The organism is Alcaligenes sp. LTN-3 (assembly GCF_059735605.1).
Genome location: NZ_JCAPDN010000002.1, coordinates 810,488 through 826,375, shown reverse-complemented (window position 1 = coordinate 826,375; position 15,888 = coordinate 810,488). Strand labels below are relative to the sequence as shown.

At 58.9% G+C, this 15,888-nt stretch carries 15 protein-coding genes; 12 read left to right on the top strand and 3 right to left on the bottom strand.

Features of this window, described 5'->3' with window-relative positions; translation table 11 throughout:
• The first annotated feature begins 5 nt into the window (after window positions 1-5).
• Genes AC6I6N_RS12080 through AC6I6N_RS12045 form a run of 8 tightly spaced genes read left to right on the top strand, consistent with a single transcriptional unit; the run spans window position 6 to window position 7,608 of the window.
• The gene (locus AC6I6N_RS12080) at window positions 6-1,286 is read left to right on the top strand and encodes an amidase (protein ID WP_497943537.1); all 1,281 of its coding nucleotides are present in this window, start codon (window positions 6-8) and stop codon (window positions 1,284-1,286) included.
• Window positions 1,287-1,343: 57 nt separating this feature from the next.
• Window positions 1,344-3,026 carry a malonate decarboxylase subunit alpha gene (mdcA, locus tag AC6I6N_RS12075; protein WP_264672559.1) on the top strand — a complete coding sequence of 561 codons (1,683 nt, stop codon included), beginning with the start codon at window positions 1,344-1,346 and terminating at the stop codon, window positions 3,024-3,026.
• A 34-nt stretch (window positions 3,027-3,060) separates the two neighbouring features.
• The gene (gene mdcC, locus AC6I6N_RS12070; RefSeq protein WP_321268060.1) at window positions 3,061-3,411 is read left to right on the top strand and encodes a malonate decarboxylase acyl carrier protein; all 351 of its coding nucleotides are present in this window, start codon (window positions 3,061-3,063) and stop codon (window positions 3,409-3,411) included.
• Entirely contained in the window at window positions 3,408-4,310 is a 903-nt protein-coding gene (locus AC6I6N_RS12065; protein ID WP_497943536.1) for a biotin-independent malonate decarboxylase subunit beta, read from the top strand. The genes mdcC and AC6I6N_RS12065 overlap by 4 nt, the downstream gene beginning before the upstream one ends.
• Window positions 4,307-5,020 carry a biotin-independent malonate decarboxylase subunit gamma gene (mdcE, locus tag AC6I6N_RS12060; protein ID WP_094195890.1) on the top strand — a complete coding sequence of 238 codons (714 nt, stop codon included), beginning with the start codon at window positions 4,307-4,309 and terminating at the stop codon, window positions 5,018-5,020. The genes AC6I6N_RS12065 and mdcE overlap by 4 nt, the downstream gene beginning before the upstream one ends.
• On the top strand, window positions 5,020-5,724 hold the full coding sequence (gene mdcG / locus AC6I6N_RS12055; protein ID WP_497943535.1) for a malonate decarboxylase holo-[acyl-carrier-protein] synthase: 705 nt from the start codon (window positions 5,020-5,022) through the stop codon (window positions 5,722-5,724). Before mdcE ends, mdcG begins: the two co-directional genes overlap by 1 nt.
• Window positions 5,714-6,676: a triphosphoribosyl-dephospho-CoA synthase gene (locus AC6I6N_RS12050; RefSeq protein WP_497943534.1), complete on the top strand. Its 963-nt coding sequence runs from the start codon at window positions 5,714-5,716 to the stop codon at window positions 6,674-6,676. Before mdcG ends, AC6I6N_RS12050 begins: the two co-directional genes overlap by 11 nt.
• A 2-nt stretch (window positions 6,677-6,678) precedes the next feature.
• Entirely contained in the window at window positions 6,679-7,608 is a 930-nt protein-coding gene (locus tag AC6I6N_RS12045; RefSeq protein ID WP_427954788.1) for an acyltransferase domain-containing protein, read from the top strand.
• Window positions 7,609-7,791: 183 nt separating this feature from the next.
• Here the strand turns inward: AC6I6N_RS12045 and AC6I6N_RS12040 are convergent, their stop codons facing one another.
• The 3 genes from AC6I6N_RS12040 to AC6I6N_RS12030 all read right to left on the bottom strand — a co-directional run bounded on the left by AC6I6N_RS12040 (window position 7,792) and on the right by AC6I6N_RS12030 (window position 10,882).
• Entirely contained in the window at window positions 7,792-8,784 is a 993-nt protein-coding gene (locus AC6I6N_RS12040; RefSeq protein ID WP_321268052.1) for a LysR substrate-binding domain-containing protein, read from the bottom strand.
• A gap of 147 nt (window positions 8,785-8,931) precedes the next feature.
• Window positions 8,932-9,744, bottom strand: coding sequence for a mechanosensitive ion channel family protein (locus AC6I6N_RS12035; RefSeq protein ID WP_162496942.1), 813 nt, complete (start codon window positions 9,742-9,744; stop codon window positions 8,932-8,934).
• Between the two features lie 526 nt (window positions 9,745-10,270).
• A complete protein-coding gene (locus AC6I6N_RS12030) occupies window positions 10,271-10,882 on the bottom strand; it encodes a class I SAM-dependent methyltransferase (RefSeq protein ID WP_094195884.1) in 612 nt (203 codons plus the stop codon).
• Window positions 10,883-10,970: 88 nt separating this feature from the next.
• Here AC6I6N_RS12030 and AC6I6N_RS12025 point away from each other — a divergent pair, with 88 nt between their 5' ends.
• From AC6I6N_RS12025 to AC6I6N_RS12010, 4 genes are all read left to right on the top strand, one after another.
• Window positions 10,971-11,969, top strand: coding sequence for an LLM class flavin-dependent oxidoreductase (locus AC6I6N_RS12025; protein ID WP_094195883.1), 999 nt, complete (start codon window positions 10,971-10,973; stop codon window positions 11,967-11,969).
• Window positions 11,966-12,892, top strand: a complete 927-nt coding sequence (locus tag AC6I6N_RS12020; protein ID WP_094195882.1) for a LysR substrate-binding domain-containing protein — start codon at window positions 11,966-11,968, stop codon at window positions 12,890-12,892. The genes AC6I6N_RS12025 and AC6I6N_RS12020 overlap by 4 nt, the downstream gene beginning before the upstream one ends.
• A gap of 75 nt (window positions 12,893-12,967) precedes the next feature.
• A complete protein-coding gene (locus AC6I6N_RS12015; protein ID WP_497943533.1) occupies window positions 12,968-13,999 on the top strand; it encodes a Bug family tripartite tricarboxylate transporter substrate binding protein in 1,032 nt (343 codons plus the stop codon).
• Complete coding sequence (locus AC6I6N_RS12010; protein WP_497943532.1) at window positions 13,996-15,603, top strand: gamma-glutamyltransferase family protein; 1,608 nt, start codon at window positions 13,996-13,998, stop codon at window positions 15,601-15,603. Before AC6I6N_RS12015 ends, AC6I6N_RS12010 begins: the two co-directional genes overlap by 4 nt.
• The last annotated feature ends 285 nt before the right edge of the window (window positions 15,604-15,888 follow it).

Genomic DNA, 15,888 nt, shown 5'->3' with positions numbered 1-15,888 from the left:
TTGCCATGTCTGTGAATGATTTCGCTACCCGAAACATGACATCCAGCCAGAAGGCGGCAGAAGCAGCGATTGCCCGCTACGAGCAAACCGAGGATCTGATTCAGGCCTTTGCCCATCTGGACAAGGAGCAGGTACGGCGCATCGCCCAAGAACAGGAGAGCAACACGGGCCCCTTGAAGGGGCTGGTCATCGGCATCAAGGATTTGATCAATACCAAGGACGCTCCAGCCACCTATGGGTCACCCATTTATCGCGACAACCGCCCCACCCAGGATGCCGCCATTGTGCAAGCCCTGATGGCGGCCGGTGCCGTGCCATTTGGCAAAACCGTCACCACGGAGTTTGCCTTGTTCAGCCCGCCCAAGACACGCAACCCCTGGAATCTGGAGCATACCCCGGGCGGTTCCTCGTCCGGCTCGGCCGCTGCCGTGGCCGCCAATGTGGTTCCGGTGGCCTTGGGCACCCAGACAGCGGGGTCCGTGGTGCGTCCTGCCACCTTCTGCGGAATTTATGGCTTCAAGCCCAGCTTTGGTGCCCTGCCCAGCAGCGGGCTGAAAACCATCAGCCCCTCTTTGGATACCCTGGGGATTTTGGGCCAGCGCCTGGAGGATGTGCGCCGTGTTTTCAACGCACTGCGCAGTACGCCAGAAGTATCGCAAGTCCTGCTGCAAGCCCCTTTGCGCCTGAGCTTTTTGCACACACCCTGGTGGGAGGATATTGCAGAGGATCTGCGTGATCGACTGGAAGCAAGCGTCGGCCATCTGAAAACGGATGATGGCCAGTTTGAGGTTCAGCTTAGCGACAAGGACAAGCTGTTTGGCGAACTGACCTACGCGCAGCAAGCCGTCATGGGGGCTGAGGTACTGGCTCATTTAAGCCATGAACGCCAGCACCACCTTGAACAGCTCTCGCTGGCTTTACAAACCTATCTGGAGAAATCTGCACAGATCCCGACTGCCGAGCTGACCCAGGCCCAGGCCGTAATCAACCAGGTCAAGCGTCAGCCCGAACTGATCTTCGGCGAGGCGGACCTGATCCTGAGCGCCGCTGCCCTGGGCGAGGCACCTGCGCGCGACACCACGGGCGATCCCGTGCTGTGCCGTGCCTGGACGGCGCTGGGCATTCCGTGCATCAACCTGCCACTCGGTTTTGGCAACCACGGGCTTCCGTTAGGACTGCAAGTGGCCGCCCGCCCCGGGCAGGACGACCTACTGCTCGAGGCGGCCACCCGCATTGCCCATCGTCTGGGCACCTTAACAATCGCGCTGCCTGAACTACGATCCTGAAGGGCCAGGCAGCTTGTTTAACGAATCACATCGACAGAGGTATGACAGGGAAACCCAATGACGGACAGCAACTGGAATCTTAAGAATCAAGCCCGCCAGCAAAGACTGCAACGTGCCCGCCGCGCACTGGGAGACTCTTTGCAAGGCAAACTATGCAGCACGGATAAAGCCAGCGCCTTGCTGGAAGCCGTATTACAAGTAGGAGATCGAGTCTGCCTGGAAGGCAATAACCAGAAGCAGGCCGATTTTCTGGCCGACGCACTGGTAGGAGTCGACCCAGCGCAGATTCACGACCTGCACATGGTGCAATCCGTGCTGGCTTTGCCCCAGCATCTGGATGTGTTTGAAAAAGGCATTGCCAGCCGCCTGGACTTCAGTTTTTCCGGCCCGCAAGGTGCGCGCCTGGCCAGGCTGGCCTCGGCAGGACGGCTGAACATCGGTGCCATTCATACCTATCTGGAGTTGTTTGCCCGTTACTTTGTCGATTTGACCCCAAATGTCGCGCTCATCGCGGCTCAGGCCGCCGATGAGCATGGCAATCTGTACACCGGCCCCAATACCGAAGACACCCCGGCCATTGTGGAGGCCACCGCGTTTTCCGGCGGCATTGTCATCGCCCAGGTCAACGAGCTGGTCGACAGCAAGACCACCCGCCTGCCGCGCGTGGATATTCCCGCCGACTGGGTGAACTTCGTGGTGCCTGCTCCGCGCCCACACTTTATTGAACCGCTGTTTACCCGCGACCCCGCCCAGATCAGCGAAATCCAGGTCTTGATGGCCATGATGGCCATCAAGGGCATCTACGCAGAGTACGGCGTGCAACGCCTGAACCACGGCATCGGTTTTGATACCGCCGCCATTGAATTGCTGCTACCCACTTACGGGGAGTCGCTGGGCCTGAAAGGCAAGATTTGCCAGCACTGGGCCTTGAATCCTCACCCTGCCCTAATCCCGGCCATTGAAGCCGGTTGGGTGCAATCGGTACACTCCTTCGGCTCCGAGCTGGGCATGGAAAACTATCTGCGTGCCCGCTCCGATGTGTTCTTCACCGGCCCGGATGGCAGCATGCGCAGCAACCGCGCTTTCTGTCAGGCGGCCGGCCACTACGCCTGCGACCTGTTCATCGGCTCCACCTTGCAGATCGACCTGCATGGCAACAGCTCCACCGCCACGCTCGGCCGTATTGCTGGTTTTGGTGGCGCACCCAATATGGGCGCGGATGCACGCGGTCGTCGCCACACCAGCCCCGCCTGGTTGAAGGCCGGTCAACAAGCCCGCGAAGGTCGTCAGGGTGCAGCCGGTACGCCGCGTGGTCAAAAGCTGGTGGTGCAAATTGTGGAGACCTTCCGCGAACACATGACCCCCGCTTTTGTAGACACTCTGGATGCCTGGACCCTGCAAGAGCAAACCGGCATGGATCTGCCTCCCATCATGGTGTACGGCGACGATGTCACCCATATCCTGACGGAAGAAGGCATCGCCAATCTCTTGCTGTGCCGTACCGACGAAGAACGCGAACAGGCCATACGCGGCGTTGCGGGCTACACACAAGTAGGTCTGGGACGCGATGCCCGCATGGTGGAGAACCTGCGCGATCGCGGCATCATCCGTCGCCCCCAGGATCTGGGCATAGACCCACGCCAGGCCACACGCAATCTGTTGGCCGCACGCAGCATGCGGGATCTGGTTCAGGCCTCCGGCGGGCTATATCAACCGCCGGCACGCTTTCGTAACTGGTAATGGCCCGCCACGCTATTTGCATTAGGAGATCACGATGACAAACCTTCCTCATGGCCTGGAAACCCTGGCCTACCGTTTCAAAGGACAAGAGCCCATCGCCACCTTCCAACCGGTGCTGGTGGGCGTCGTAGGCTCGGGCAATCTGGAAGTGCTGGCCGAGCCCAAGGACGGCCCCGAATGCACCATCCACATTCACACCTCGGCACGCGGCTTCTCCACGATCTGGGATGCGGTGGTGCGGGACTTTCACCAGCGCCATCCGCTGGCCGGTATCCACTTTGACATCAACGATATGGGGGCCACCCCGGCCGTGGTCAGCCTGCGTCTGGACCAGGCCGCCAGCGAAGCCCTGGCACGCAGCCAAGCACAAGGAACACCGTCATGAGCAGTTATCTGGAATGTTCTGCCCGCCAGCGCGTCCAGGCTCTGTTTGACGCGAACAGCTTTCACGAATGGTTACCCCCTGCCCAACGCTTGAGCAGCCCGCACTTGGCGCAGTTGGGTGTGCCTTCTTCCTTTGATGATGGCGTGGCCATCGGCCATGCCTTGCTGGAAGGACAGACCGTTTATGTGGCCGCACAAGAGGGCGAGTTCATGGGCGGTGGCGTGGGCGAAGTTCACGGCGCCAAACTGGTGGGCCTGCTGCGCCGAGCCTTGATCGACCGCCCTGCGGGTGTGGTACTGCTGCTGGAGTCCGGTGGTGTGCGCTTGCACGAAGCCAATGCCGGTTTGATTGCCGTCTCCGAAGTGATGCGCGCCTTGCTGGATACGCGTAATGCCGGTGTGCCGGTGATTGCCTTGGTGGGTGGGCAAAACGGTTGCTTTGGTGGCATGGGCATTGTGGCCCGCTGCACCAACCACCTGATCATGAGTGACGTAGGCCGTCTGGCCATGTCCGGCCCGGAGGTGATTGAAGCCTCGCACGGCGTTGAAGAATACGACTCCAAAGATCGTGCTTTGGTCTGGCAAACCAGTGGCGGAAAACACCGCTGGTTAACGGCGGATTGCGACGATCTCGTGTCCGATACCGTGGCCGCTTTCCGCGCCGCTGCCATACAAGGATTGAAAAACCCGGCCCGTGGCCCGGTCACCCTGGAAGAGCTCGAGCAGGAACATCAGTTGCTGGCACACCGCGCGGCCCTGCTGCCCGTAGAGCAATGGGATCACACCGAGAATCAGGCCCAGACCTTGTGGCAAGCGCTGGGGCTGGAACAAAGCGATCACGTCGGGCAGATGGACGCGGCCGCCGTCAAAGCATTACGCCGCCAGGAGGCGCTGTCATGAAATGGGAAACACTGGTGCAATCGCTGTTCGATACGCAGCACAGCATCACCGAACAGAGTTTGTTCTTGCAAGGCAATGCCGAGTTTGATGGCCAGACCCTGGCCGTTATCGGGACTACCGAACACGCCCCCATCGGCGTGGCTCTGGCCCTGACCCAGGCACAGGCCGTGCTGGACATCATCAAGAACCATCCAGGCCGCAGCCTGCTGCTGTTGGTCGATACCCAAGGCCAGCAACTGCGCCGCCGCGATGAGCTGCTGGGCATCAACCGCGCTATGGCTCACTTGGGCATGTGCCTGGATCTGGCCCGACGCAAAGGCCACAAAGTCATTGGGCTGGTATATGACCAGGCTCTGTCCGGTGGTTTCATCACCTCCGGCCTGATTGCCGATGCCTGCTATGCCGTGCCTGAAGCCGAGATCCGCGTCATGCGCATCCCTGCCATGGCCCGCGTCACCAAACTGCCCGAAGCCATGTTGGAAGAGCTGGCGCAATCCAATCCGGTCTTTGCGCCTGGCGTCGGCAACTACGTGGCCATGGGAGGTATTGAGTCTGTCTGGGAGAGCAGTTCGCCAGAGCAACTGCGCGCTTCATTACGTGCGGCACTGGCCCAGTCCAATAATCAGGATCGCCGCGCCAGCGAGGGTGCCGAACGTGGTGGCCGCCGTCTGGCTGCGCAGATCATTGAACAGGTCTTGCAGGCATCCTGATGACCGCCCCACTGCCCGCTCGCCGCCACCACCTGATCACGCTGGACAGCACTGCCTGGGATCAGGTGCTGGCTGATCTGGAGCCGAGCCGCCACGCCTATCAATGCCTGTGCAGATGGCAGGCCCGTGACTGGCCTCTGGTCGTCAGCCGTCAGCCGGGCGAGCTGCGTAGCGGGCAACTGCAAGTGGGTATTCCTTTGCCGACCGCTTGGGGACGGCAAAGGCTGTCCCTGATCGTTCCCCAGGCTCGGAGCGTGAGCTGGGGCAGTTTCCCCCCCGCCCATGAAGCCCAAACCTTGCTGCCGGTTTCCTCGGCACAAGACTGGTTGAGCTTATGCCAACAGATGCAGGCACACAGCTGCACGGCGCAGGTCTATGGCAGTTATGGCTGGGAACTGATCACCGGACAAGGCTATGTGCGTGAAGGCTCGGACCTGGATTTGCTGCTGCCCGTGCAGTGCGCCACGCAGGCCGATCGTCTGGTGCAGCTATTACGTGCGGCCAACGAATGGCCCGGTTTCCCCCGTCTGGATGGCGAGCTGCTGTTTCCCAACGACGACGCCATTGCCTGGCGTGAATGGCAGCAATGGCGCAGCGGTGCCAGCCGCAAAGTCATGATCAAACACACGCATGGTTTACGTATTCAGGCGCACTCGGACTGGCCCGAGCACGCCCCTAGCCTGGAGTCCTCTCATGCTGCTTGATGCAATTGAAACAAGGGCATTGGCGCAGTTACCCACTGCCCCCGACTCCATGGATCCATCTCGTTCCTGGAGTTGCACGGCCATAGGCCGGGCAGCCGTTCTGGCGCTGTATGACGAGCTGATTCTGGCCCCCAAACCGGGGCTGGTTTCCCTGATCGACAGCGGCAGCCATGACGATATGGATGCCAGCACTTTTTATCGCAGTCTGTTTGCCTTGCGCCACTACTTCACCGACATGGCGGCCCTGGGCCAACAGCGTGTTCCATTCAGCCAACTGCAAACTCGCGGGATTGCAGCGGAGGCTCGCATGCAGGCCGCCACGGGGGGCATCAATACCCACCGTGGCGCCATTTTCATGCTGGGCCTGTTGTGCGCAGCCGCAGGCGCCTGCCTTCCTTTTCGCACCCTGACTCCCGCCACGATTCGGGGCCAACTTCAAACATTATGGGGGGCGGCTTTACAGGCCCGCAGCCTGCAAGCGTCGTCCGCACTGCCGGGCGGACGGGCGGTACGCCGCTATGGCTTGCAAGGCGCGAACCAGGAAGCCGCCCAAGGCTTTCCCACCTTGTTTGAAACGGCCTGGCCCGCCTGGCAAGTCGCTGTCAACACTTTGTCTCCGCACAGCACACCAGTGGCAGAACAGCAGTTGCAGACCGTCGGTTTGCATACCTTCTTTTCTGTTATGGCGGTCCTTGACGATAGTAATCTGGCCCATCGTGGCGGACTGGAGGGACTACACTACGCGCGCCGCTGCGCCGCGCAATACTTACAAGCGGGCAGTGCGTTCACCCCCGACGCAATGCAACGCGCCCAAGACTTGCATCAAGCCTTCATGAAACGCCGCCTGTCCCCCGGAGGCGTAGCCGACACCTTGTCGGCCTGCTGCTGGCTGGACCGATTGCAAGCGTATGCACCCGGCGGGGCCAGCCAGCGCCGCCCTACTGGAGCCTGAGCATGAAAATCGCCCTGCTGTTTTCCGGGCAAGGCATGCAATACGCAGACATGCTGCCCTGGATGAACCCGGCCCATCCCCTGCTGCTGCAAATGCAGGAGCAATTGCACGTTCCCGACTGGCGCGCTGCCATGCGCGATAGCAGTTGGGCCAGCACCAATGCCCATGCGCAAGTCGTGCTGACGGCATGCGCACTGGCCGCCTGGCAGCAATTGCAGGAGCAAGTCCCTGCCCTGCAATCCTCCAGTCAATCTTTGGCCGCCGTGGCGGGCTACAGCATTGGCGAGCTGGCAGCCGCTTGTGTCGCCGGGGTTTTATCTGTCAGCGATACCGTCACCCTAGCCGGACAAAGAGCCGCCTTGATGGACCAGGCCGGAGCCGGGCAAGACAGCAGCATGCTGGCGATAAGCGGTGTTTCAATTCGGACGATTGAACAATGGTGCCAAGCACAGGGCGCCGCCTTGGCCATACGCAATGGCCCCGATAGTGCGGTGTGTGCGGGCCCGCGTGACAAGCTCTGTGCCCTGGAAAAGTTTGCTCAAGAACAAGGGGCTCGTTGCACACCCTTGTCCGTGAATATTGCGTCCCATACCCATTGGATGAGCAGCGCGGCTCACGCCTTTCAGGAGCAACTGAATCAAAGCGCACTGGCTGCCCCGAACGTGCCGTGGCCCACCAATGCCGGAGTGTGGGTGCATAATGCCGCTACCGCTGCCCAGGCCTTATCGGCGCAAATAATGCAAACTGTGCAATGGGATTCCTGCATGGAGCAGATTGAAGAACGACAGCCTAATGTGGTACTGGAAATTGGTCCGGGCCGTAGCCTGGCGAGCATGTGGAATCAACGCTATCCCGATATTCCCGCACGCTGTGTAGACGAGTTCCAAACCCTGGAGGGTTTGCAACGCTGGCTGTCACGCTGGGCGGGATAAATGCAGCGCGACATCGTGCGCTGGACATGCACCGTCCCTGATCAGGATTCAACACTTGGGCCGCCGTAATCGGCCAGCACCAAACCGACAGAGGATGCCAGCAGCGCTCAATAGCGGCCCTGTGAAGCCATGCACAAGAGAAAGAGAACAAAAGAAGGACCTGGCGCCGTTTTCAGATCCACATCAGGCAGACTTCTGCCCTTCTTTTTCCAGCTGCGTGCGTACGATCCGGCAGGCCCGTAACAAGCTCAACACATTCGGGCTACGCTCGCGCGACTTCATACACACCAGACCGATGCGCTGTAAATGTCGATACGGCGGCTCCAGACTGAACCACTGAATCTTGTCAGAGAAAACCTCTTTGGCACGGGCTGGCAAAAGGGAACACCCCACCCCGCCACTGACCAGGCTCATCAAAGAAAAGATGTCTCCGGTGCGCATCACAATATCGGCGTCGAACCCGGCTTTGGCCAACATGCGCTGCATGTCCCGGCCAGTCGCAAAATCGTCGGTCAGCGACACAAAGCGCTCCTGGGAGCAACGCTCCAGATTCACCACGGACGAGTCCGAACCTTGCCAATCCACAGGGGCGGCAAACATCAGCTCATCATGAAAAACAGGCAGCATTTCCAGGTCATCAGGCTGCTTTTGAGGCAACTCGATCAAGGCGGCATCAATATGACCGCCCCGCAGCTTTTGCAGCAGCTTCTCGTTGGAATCCAACACCAGATCAATCTGCATGGCAGGCTTGTGGACCTTAAGCTCTACCAAAAGGCGTGGCACCAAACGTATTGTTAGCGAATACATGGAGCCAATGCGCAGTTGATCCGACGAATAGCCCCCGGCTTCACGGGCTGCGTCAATACCATGCTGTAAGGTACGGATGGTTTCCTTGGCGGCCTCGGCCAGCTCACGTGCCGACTCTTGTGGCACCAGGTGGCGCCCTTCCTGCAAGAACAAGGGGCAGCGCAAACCTTCTTCCAGACTCTTTAATGCCCGATGCACACTGACCGCACTGGTGCCCAACTGTTCTGCGGCACGGGCAATGGTGCCAGCTTCCAGAAAAGCCAGCAACACTTCCAAGCGTCGTACCGTGATTTTTTCGTCGATCAGAAACATCGTGGGGGTGGGAAGAAAAACAGCGCTAAGGCCACCAGTATGGAGCAAGCCTGACATCAATCCAATTCAGGCTAACCCGAAAAAAATGCCCCAAGCCGCTAACAACACGGCTTGAGGCATTTTCTCTTTATCTCAGACTTAGCTGAGTCAAAAGCCCGAATAATGTGCTTGCAGACCTGACATCCAAGCCCGAAGCCAACAGGATCACGCGGCCTTTTTCTCCGCACCCGATTGCACGATTTCTCGCACAGGAACCGGAGTCTGCAAACCAGCCTGATTCAATACCTGAACCGCACGGCGGAACAGATCAAAACGGGCATCCCAGAAATCAGCAGAACTGATCCAGGCACGCAGGTTTACCGTAATCACGCTGTCCTTGTACTCCATGACCATCACCACCGGGGCCGGGTCCTTGAGCACCTGCGGATGTTCATTCAACAAGTCCTGTAACAGCTTGATAGCCAGATCCAGATCATCGCCATAACGCACGCCCACACCAAAGTCCAAACGACGCGTCGCATTGCGGCTGTAGTTGATGATGGGGTTACCCCAGATCAGGCTGTTAGGCAACGTGAATTGAATGCCATCCACTTGTTCAAAACGGGTCAGGAACAACCCCACTTCCTGCACGGTACCGTCGCCTTTACCGACTACCGACACAAACTCGCCGGCACGCAAAGGACGCAGCATCAGCAACATGATGCCGGCGGCAATATTTTGCAGTGTGTTCTGCAAGGCCAGACCAACGGCCAAACCAGCAGCACCCAACACCGCAATAATGCTGGCGGTCTGTACGCCAAAACGCGCCAGTACGGCGATCAGCACAAAGACACGAATTGTCCAAACCGTCACAGACTGGGCCATAGGCACAATCGTGGGGTCCACTCGGGGAGAGCGGGCTGCCATCCGCTTGATGGCACGACCGGCAACGGCAGACAGCCACCAGCCAATGATCAGAATCAACAAAGCGATCACGACATTAAGCGCAATCGCGACAACGGCGGGAAACTCTGTCATCCAGGTTTGCAATTTTTCCACGTTTCAATCTCCTCAATTAAAAGGCAAAGCACCGAAGGGACTGGCCGCTAAGGGTAAACATTGCTAGTGCGCATCATAGCCTTGGGGGGGACATGAACCCAAGTGGACTAAGCTTTCCAGCTTATCCCCGAAAACTGTGGATAGCTCATAGGAAAAACTGGGCAAATCAGGAAAACTTTCAGTAGTATCAGCGGCTTAAAAACGGCGAACAGAAATCAACCAAATCCGGAAACAGCGCCCCGCTTATCCCCATAAAATGTGGACAAGTCACAGGATAAACCGTGAATCAATGAGCTTATTTCAATATAATCAATCACTTACACAAAGCGATCAGAGAATCGACAATTCTTTACCATTTTTTTCCTTGGGCAAGCACCGGTTTGTTGAAAACTGGCTTATCCACAAAAGATGTGCATAATAATAGGGAAAACCCCTGTATTAGCAAAAAATAGGCTTATAAAACAATCCCCTAAGTAGCCAGGTCAGGGATTCACCAATTCGCTCATCATCGGGCCGGTACGCGCCACAAGGATGCCAACCAATGTTGCTCTTGCGCTGGCCTGTCTGTAGGGCGATAAAAGTGCTTGATATATTCAAAGCCCGCTTGCTCCAGACGCTCTGACCACTGCTCCCAACTGTAGTAACAACCGTAGCGCTGACCATTCCAACCTTCCTGTCCCTGACCGCGCGGATTGGAGGAAAACAGCACCCCGCCTGGTCGCAGGCTGTGCCGCAAGGCCGTCAGCACGGCGGACAGCTCCGCACTGGGTATGTGGAATAACACGGCGTTGGCAAACACGCCATCAAACGCAGCAGCAGGCAAGTTCAAATCCAGGAAATCCTGATGCAAAACAGTCAGGCCGGTTTGCTGACGAGCCATTTCCACAAAGGCGGCACAACCATCCAGACCAACAGGGCGATGGCCCATGGCCTGAAACGCAGCCAGATCCCGCCCCGGCCCACAGCCCAGATCCAGAATATCCACAGGCCCCGGCAAACCGATCGCCGCCAGCAAGGCGTCGCGATTCTGACTGACGTCATGGTCCCACGTGCCGTCCCGATAGGCCTGCGCATGATCCTGGTAATGATTGACGGTGCGACGACTGGTTTCTTTCATCTGAACATCCTTGCCTAAGCTATGGGTTTACTTGACGCTGCCTAACGATGGATCGACTATATCCCGAGTCCAATTTGAATCCGATGCCATGAAGCCAAGCTATCCGCTCTCCGTCCTAGACCTATCCCCTATTGTTCAGGGTTCCACCCCGGCCCAGTCTTTTCGCTGTTCGGCGGATATTGCCCGTCATGCCGAGCAATGGGGCTACCACCGTTACTGGCTGGCCGAACACCACGGCATGCCCGGTATTGCCAGTGCAGCCACTTCGGTCCTGATCGGGCACATTGCCGGTCAAACCAGCCGCATTCGTGTGGGCGCAGGTGGCATCATGTTGCCTAACCACTCTCCTCTGGTGATTGCCGAGCAGTTTGGAACACTGGCCTCTCTGTACCCTGGCCGTATCGATTTGGGCCTGGGCCGTGCCCCTGGCTCCGACCCCGAAACCGCCCGCGCCTTGCGCCGCAATCTGAACAGCGACCCGGACCAGTTTCCACGCGATGTACTGGAGCTGATGGACTATATGTCCGACGAACCGCGCAACCGCATCATGGCCGTGCCCGGTCGTGGTCTGAATGTGCCGGTCTGGATTCTGGGCTCCAGCCTCTTTGGTGCTCAACTGGCTGCCGCGCTAGGCTTGCCCTATGCCTTTGCTTCGCATTTTGCGCCTGCTCAGTTGATGGATGCTATTGAGGTTTACCGCCGTCAGTTCCAGCCCTCCGTGCATCTGGAAAAACCGTACGTCATGCTGGGCTACAACGTCTTTGCCGCCGATACGCAAGACGAGGCCAAGCTACTGGCCTCCTCCTGGCAACAGTCTTTTGTGAACCTGCGCAGCGGTCGCCCCGGCCAACTGCCCCCACCCGTGCGCGATTACTACGAGCAATGCAGCCCACCGGCCCAGCACCTGCTGGACTCCCTGCTCAGCTGTACAGCCATTGGCAATCCGGAGCAAGTGCTTGAACAGATGAAAGGCTTCATTCAGCTAACGGGCGCCAACGAACTGATGCTGAACGCCAATATTTTTGATCACAGCAAGCGCTTGCGCTCCTACGAGATTGCCGCCCAGTTGCGCGGCAGTCTGATATGAACCCACGCCACCTTCAAGAAACCGCACTGCGCTACTTCCAGGAAGTCGCGCGTTGTGGCTCTATCTCGCAGGCGGCCAGCAATCTGCATGTGGCTACCTCGGCCATCAGCCGCCAGATCAGCGGGCTGGAAGAAAACCTGGGCATGGCCTTATTCGAGCGCCATGCCCGTGGCATGAACCTGACCGCGGCGGGCGAATTGCTGCTGGCCCATGCCCGCCGCAGCGCCATGGATGCCGAGCGCACCTTGCACGATATTGCCGCTTTGCAAGGGCTGCAAACCGGCCTGATCCGCATTGCCTCCTCGGAAGGTTTAGCCGCCCAACTGCTGCCCCAGTGCATCGCGCAGTTTCGTGAAAAACACCCAGGCATACGCTTTTTGCTGGACGTGCTGCCACCACAGCGGATCAGCATGCTGCTGTTAAGCGGCCAGATAGATATCGGCATCAAATTTACCCAGACGGCTGAAAAAGACATCAAGACCTTGTTCCGCCGCGATGCCCCGGTAATGGCTCTGGCTGTTCCCGGCCACCCCGTCACCCGCACCGAACGCATCAGCCTGAAAAGCCTCTTGGCCCACCCCCTGGCCTTGCCCGGTCCGGACACCACGGTGCGGCAAATGATGGACGTGGCCTGCAGCGCCCAAAATCTGAGCCTGGACCCGGTATTCAGCAGCAATCACATGCAATCCTTGCATCAATTTGCCTTGTCCGGCGCAGGCGTGACCGTGTCGGCCCTGCTGTCCGCCCGTCACCTGATTGAGCAAGGTTTGCTGCAAGCCAGTTTCATCCATGAACGCGGCTTACTGAACCGCCAAATCGAAGTACAGGCCCTGGCTGGCCGCCGCTTGCCCTCTATTGTTCGCCGCTTTCTGGACGAGTTGCTGCCGCAGCTTGAAGTCGACCCGCAGGCTTTGCCAAAATAGCAACGCTGACCTGCTTATTTGTTGCTGGTTCGGCATCATCGCCTTTTCTATCATCTCTTGATTGAGGAGAGAGCCATGACAACACCCAGCAACACTGCAAGCACCGCACACCCCCCTTCGATCCACCGCCCCTGGCGACGTCTTGCCCAACCCCTGTTGGGTGCCATTCTGGCCGTCAGCAGCGTGCCGGCGGCCCATGCCAGCGATTGGCCTGATCGTCCCATTCGCCTGATCGTCCCCTTTCCCACTGGTGGTGCCACTGACGTCATCAGCCGGTTGATTGCCGAAAGCGCCGCCAAAGCGATGAACACCAACATCATCGTGGACAACCGCACGGGCGCAGGCGGCACCATTGGTTCAGCCGAAGTAGCCCGCAGCAAACCCGATGGCTACACCCTCCTGTTCACCACCAGCAGTACCCACGCAATTGCGCCACATCTGTACAAGTCTCTACCCTACGATGCAGACAAAGACTTCACCCCCATCGCCCACTTGGGTGATGCCGCCAGTGTCTTGCTGGTGAACCCGTCCGTCCCCGCACAAACCCTGCCGGAACTGATTGAGTACACCCGTGCCCATCCCGATGAGTTGAACTACGCCAGCAGTGGCAATGGCACCATCGTGCACCTGGGCACCGAGGCCTTTTTGAATCAGGCCAATATCGTCATGTCGCACGTTCCTTACCGGGGGACCGGTCAGGCCATTAACGATATGCTGGGCGGCTCGATCCATGTTTTACTGGACGCCATCCCCACCGGAATGCCGTATGTAAACAGCGGCCAATTGCGCGCCCTGGCGGTGACCGGCCCACAACGCTCGCCGCTGGCCCCCGATTTACCCACTTTTCAAGAGTCCGGCCTGCCGGGCTATGAATCAGTGACCTGGTTTGGTCTGTACGCACCCGCAGGCCTGCCCGATGAGATCCGTGATAAAGCTTATGAGGCTTTCACCCATGCCACTCAGGACCCCAACGTACGCTCACGCCTGCAAGCATTGGGCGTGGACCTGCCCCGCAGCACCAGCCAGGAAGAGTTTGTCTCTTTGGTTCGCGAGGACAGCGCACGTTGGCAAGGCCTGATCCAACTGACTGGAATACAGATTCAATGAACAAGACTGACACCTGTATGGACTGGAACAACCCCTACCCGTCCGCCCGTTCTGCGGTACTTGGCCAAAACATGGTCAGCACCTCCCACCCTTTAGCCGCACAAGCGGGCTTGCGCATGCTGCAAGCCGGTGGCAATGCAGTTGACGCAGCGTTGGCTGCTGCCATTGCCTTGACGGTCGTTGAACCCACGGGTTGTGGCATAGGCAGTGATGCCTTTGCTATCGTTTGGGATGGCAAAGAGTTACATGGCTTGAACGCTTCCGGGCGCTCGCCTCGTGGCTGGTCGCCGGATCGATTCAAAGGCCACGCGACTGTCCCCGACAAGGGCTGGGAAAGCGTGTCCGTTCCCGGTGCCGTCTCTGCCTGGGCCGAGCTGTCCAGCAAGCTGGGCCGTCTGAGTCTGGAGCAAGTCGCCGCCCCCGCCATTCATTACGCCCGAGAAGGTTTTCCAGTCTCACCGGTTATTGCACGCTTGTGGGAACTGGGCCGTCAGCGCCTGGGCGATCAGCCCGGTTTTGCGGACGCTTTTTTACGCGATGGCAAAGCGCCTGTGGCGGGCCAGTGGTACCAGAATCAAGACCAGGCCAATACGCTGGAACGTATCGCCGCCACCCAGGGCCAGGACTTCTATAAGGGTGAACTGGCCCAACGCATTGCTGCCTTCTCCCGCCTGCATGGCGGTGCCATGGACGAGCAGGATCTGGCCGAACATCGTGCCAACTGGTGTGGCACCATCAGCCATCCTTTTGCCCAATCGGTCATTCATGAAATCCCCCCCAATGGTCAGGGTCTGGCGGCCTTGATGGCACTGGGCATCATGGAGCAGGCCGGCGTCGGTCAGCAACCGCTCGATCATATCGACACGGTACACCTGAGCATTGAAGCCATGAAGCTGGCTTTTGCCGATCTGTACGAGCACCACGCCGATCTGGAGCACATGATTCATCAACCCGAGCATCTGCTGGACCCGGCTTATCTGCGCGAGCGCGCTGCCCTGATTCAAAGGGACAAGGCCGGCGACCCCAAGCACGGCCTGCCCGGTCCTTCGGGCACGGTCTATGTCACCGCGGCCGATTCCAGCGGCATGATGGTGTCCCTGATCCAGTCCAACTATATGGGTTTTGGTTCCGGGGTGGTGGTCCCCGGCACCGGCATCAGCATGCAGAACCGTGGCCATGGTTTTACCCTGCGTCCCGGCCATGTGAATGAAGTGGCCGGTGGCAAGCGCCCCTCTCACACCATCATTCCTGCCTTTGCCATGAATGCCGATGGCACGCCGCAAATGTCGTTTGGTGTGATGGGTGGCCCCTTCCAGTCTCAAGGCCATATGCAAATGGCGCTGCGTGTTCTGCTGTACGGCCAGAACCCGCAAGCTGCTGCCGATGCGCCACGCTGGCGTGTAACAGGTGGCCGTGGCGTGGCGGTAGAACCTAGCTTTGACCCCGCTCTGGTGCAGGCCCTGCGCGAGCGTGGTCATGAAGTCGTCGTTGAACCCGGCAGCGGTGTGTTCGCTTTTGGCGGGGCACAACTGATTCTGCGCCAGGGCAATCATTACGTGGGCGGCTCCGACCCACGTAAAGACGGGCAGGTGGTGGCTTACTAAGCCTGCTTGCTTTCCAGAGATCACTGCCGCTCTCTGATTGGGGTCTGGATATCCTTATCCAGACCCCAAATACCTTTGGGCCTCCCTATTTCTATGTAGACAAACCGCTCAACGAAACAAAGACACGCGTACCAAGGCCCTATCCCTTCCGTCTCCTTCAGCACCCTGCACTGTCTACCAAAGAGCCATGCTCTGCCACAGCGGACTCCAACATCAGCTTGGCTCACTAAACGTACACCGTGGTCAATATCTGACACTTCCACGACACAAAGACTGTGTTTTTAT

What these genes read in the sequence shown, in the direction of transcription:
- AC6I6N_RS12080 (WP_497943537.1), top strand. Translation starts at nt 6, where the DNA reads ATGTCTGTGAATGATTTCGCTACCCGAAACATGACATCCAGCCAGAAG.
- mdcA (WP_264672559.1), top strand. Translation starts at nt 1,344, where the DNA reads ATGACGGACAGCAACTGGAATCTTAAGAATCAAGCCCGCCAGCAAAGA.
- mdcC (WP_321268060.1), top strand. Translation starts at nt 3,061, where the DNA reads ATGACAAACCTTCCTCATGGCCTGGAAACCCTGGCCTACCGTTTCAAA.
- AC6I6N_RS12065 (WP_497943536.1), top strand. Translation starts at nt 3,408, where the DNA reads ATGAGCAGTTATCTGGAATGTTCTGCCCGCCAGCGCGTCCAGGCTCTG.
- mdcE (WP_094195890.1), top strand. Translation starts at nt 4,307, where the DNA reads ATGAAATGGGAAACACTGGTGCAATCGCTGTTCGATACGCAGCACAGC.
- mdcG (WP_497943535.1), top strand. Translation starts at nt 5,020, where the DNA reads ATGACCGCCCCACTGCCCGCTCGCCGCCACCACCTGATCACGCTGGAC.
- AC6I6N_RS12050 (WP_497943534.1), top strand. Translation starts at nt 5,714, where the DNA reads ATGCTGCTTGATGCAATTGAAACAAGGGCATTGGCGCAGTTACCCACT.
- AC6I6N_RS12045 (WP_427954788.1), top strand. Translation starts at nt 6,679, where the DNA reads ATGAAAATCGCCCTGCTGTTTTCCGGGCAAGGCATGCAATACGCAGAC.
- AC6I6N_RS12040 (WP_321268052.1), bottom strand. Translation starts at nt 8,784, where the DNA reads ATGTCAGGCTTGCTCCATACTGGTGGCCTTAGCGCTGTTTTTCTTCCC.
- AC6I6N_RS12035 (WP_162496942.1), bottom strand. Translation starts at nt 9,744, where the DNA reads ATGACAGAGTTTCCCGCCGTTGTCGCGATTGCGCTTAATGTCGTGATC.
- AC6I6N_RS12030 (WP_094195884.1), bottom strand. Translation starts at nt 10,882, where the DNA reads ATGAAAGAAACCAGTCGTCGCACCGTCAATCATTACCAGGATCATGCG.
- AC6I6N_RS12025 (WP_094195883.1), top strand. Translation starts at nt 10,971, where the DNA reads ATGAAGCCAAGCTATCCGCTCTCCGTCCTAGACCTATCCCCTATTGTT.
- AC6I6N_RS12020 (WP_094195882.1), top strand. Translation starts at nt 11,966, where the DNA reads ATGAACCCACGCCACCTTCAAGAAACCGCACTGCGCTACTTCCAGGAA.
- AC6I6N_RS12015 (WP_497943533.1), top strand. Translation starts at nt 12,968, where the DNA reads ATGACAACACCCAGCAACACTGCAAGCACCGCACACCCCCCTTCGATC.
- AC6I6N_RS12010 (WP_497943532.1), top strand. Translation starts at nt 13,996, where the DNA reads ATGAACAAGACTGACACCTGTATGGACTGGAACAACCCCTACCCGTCC.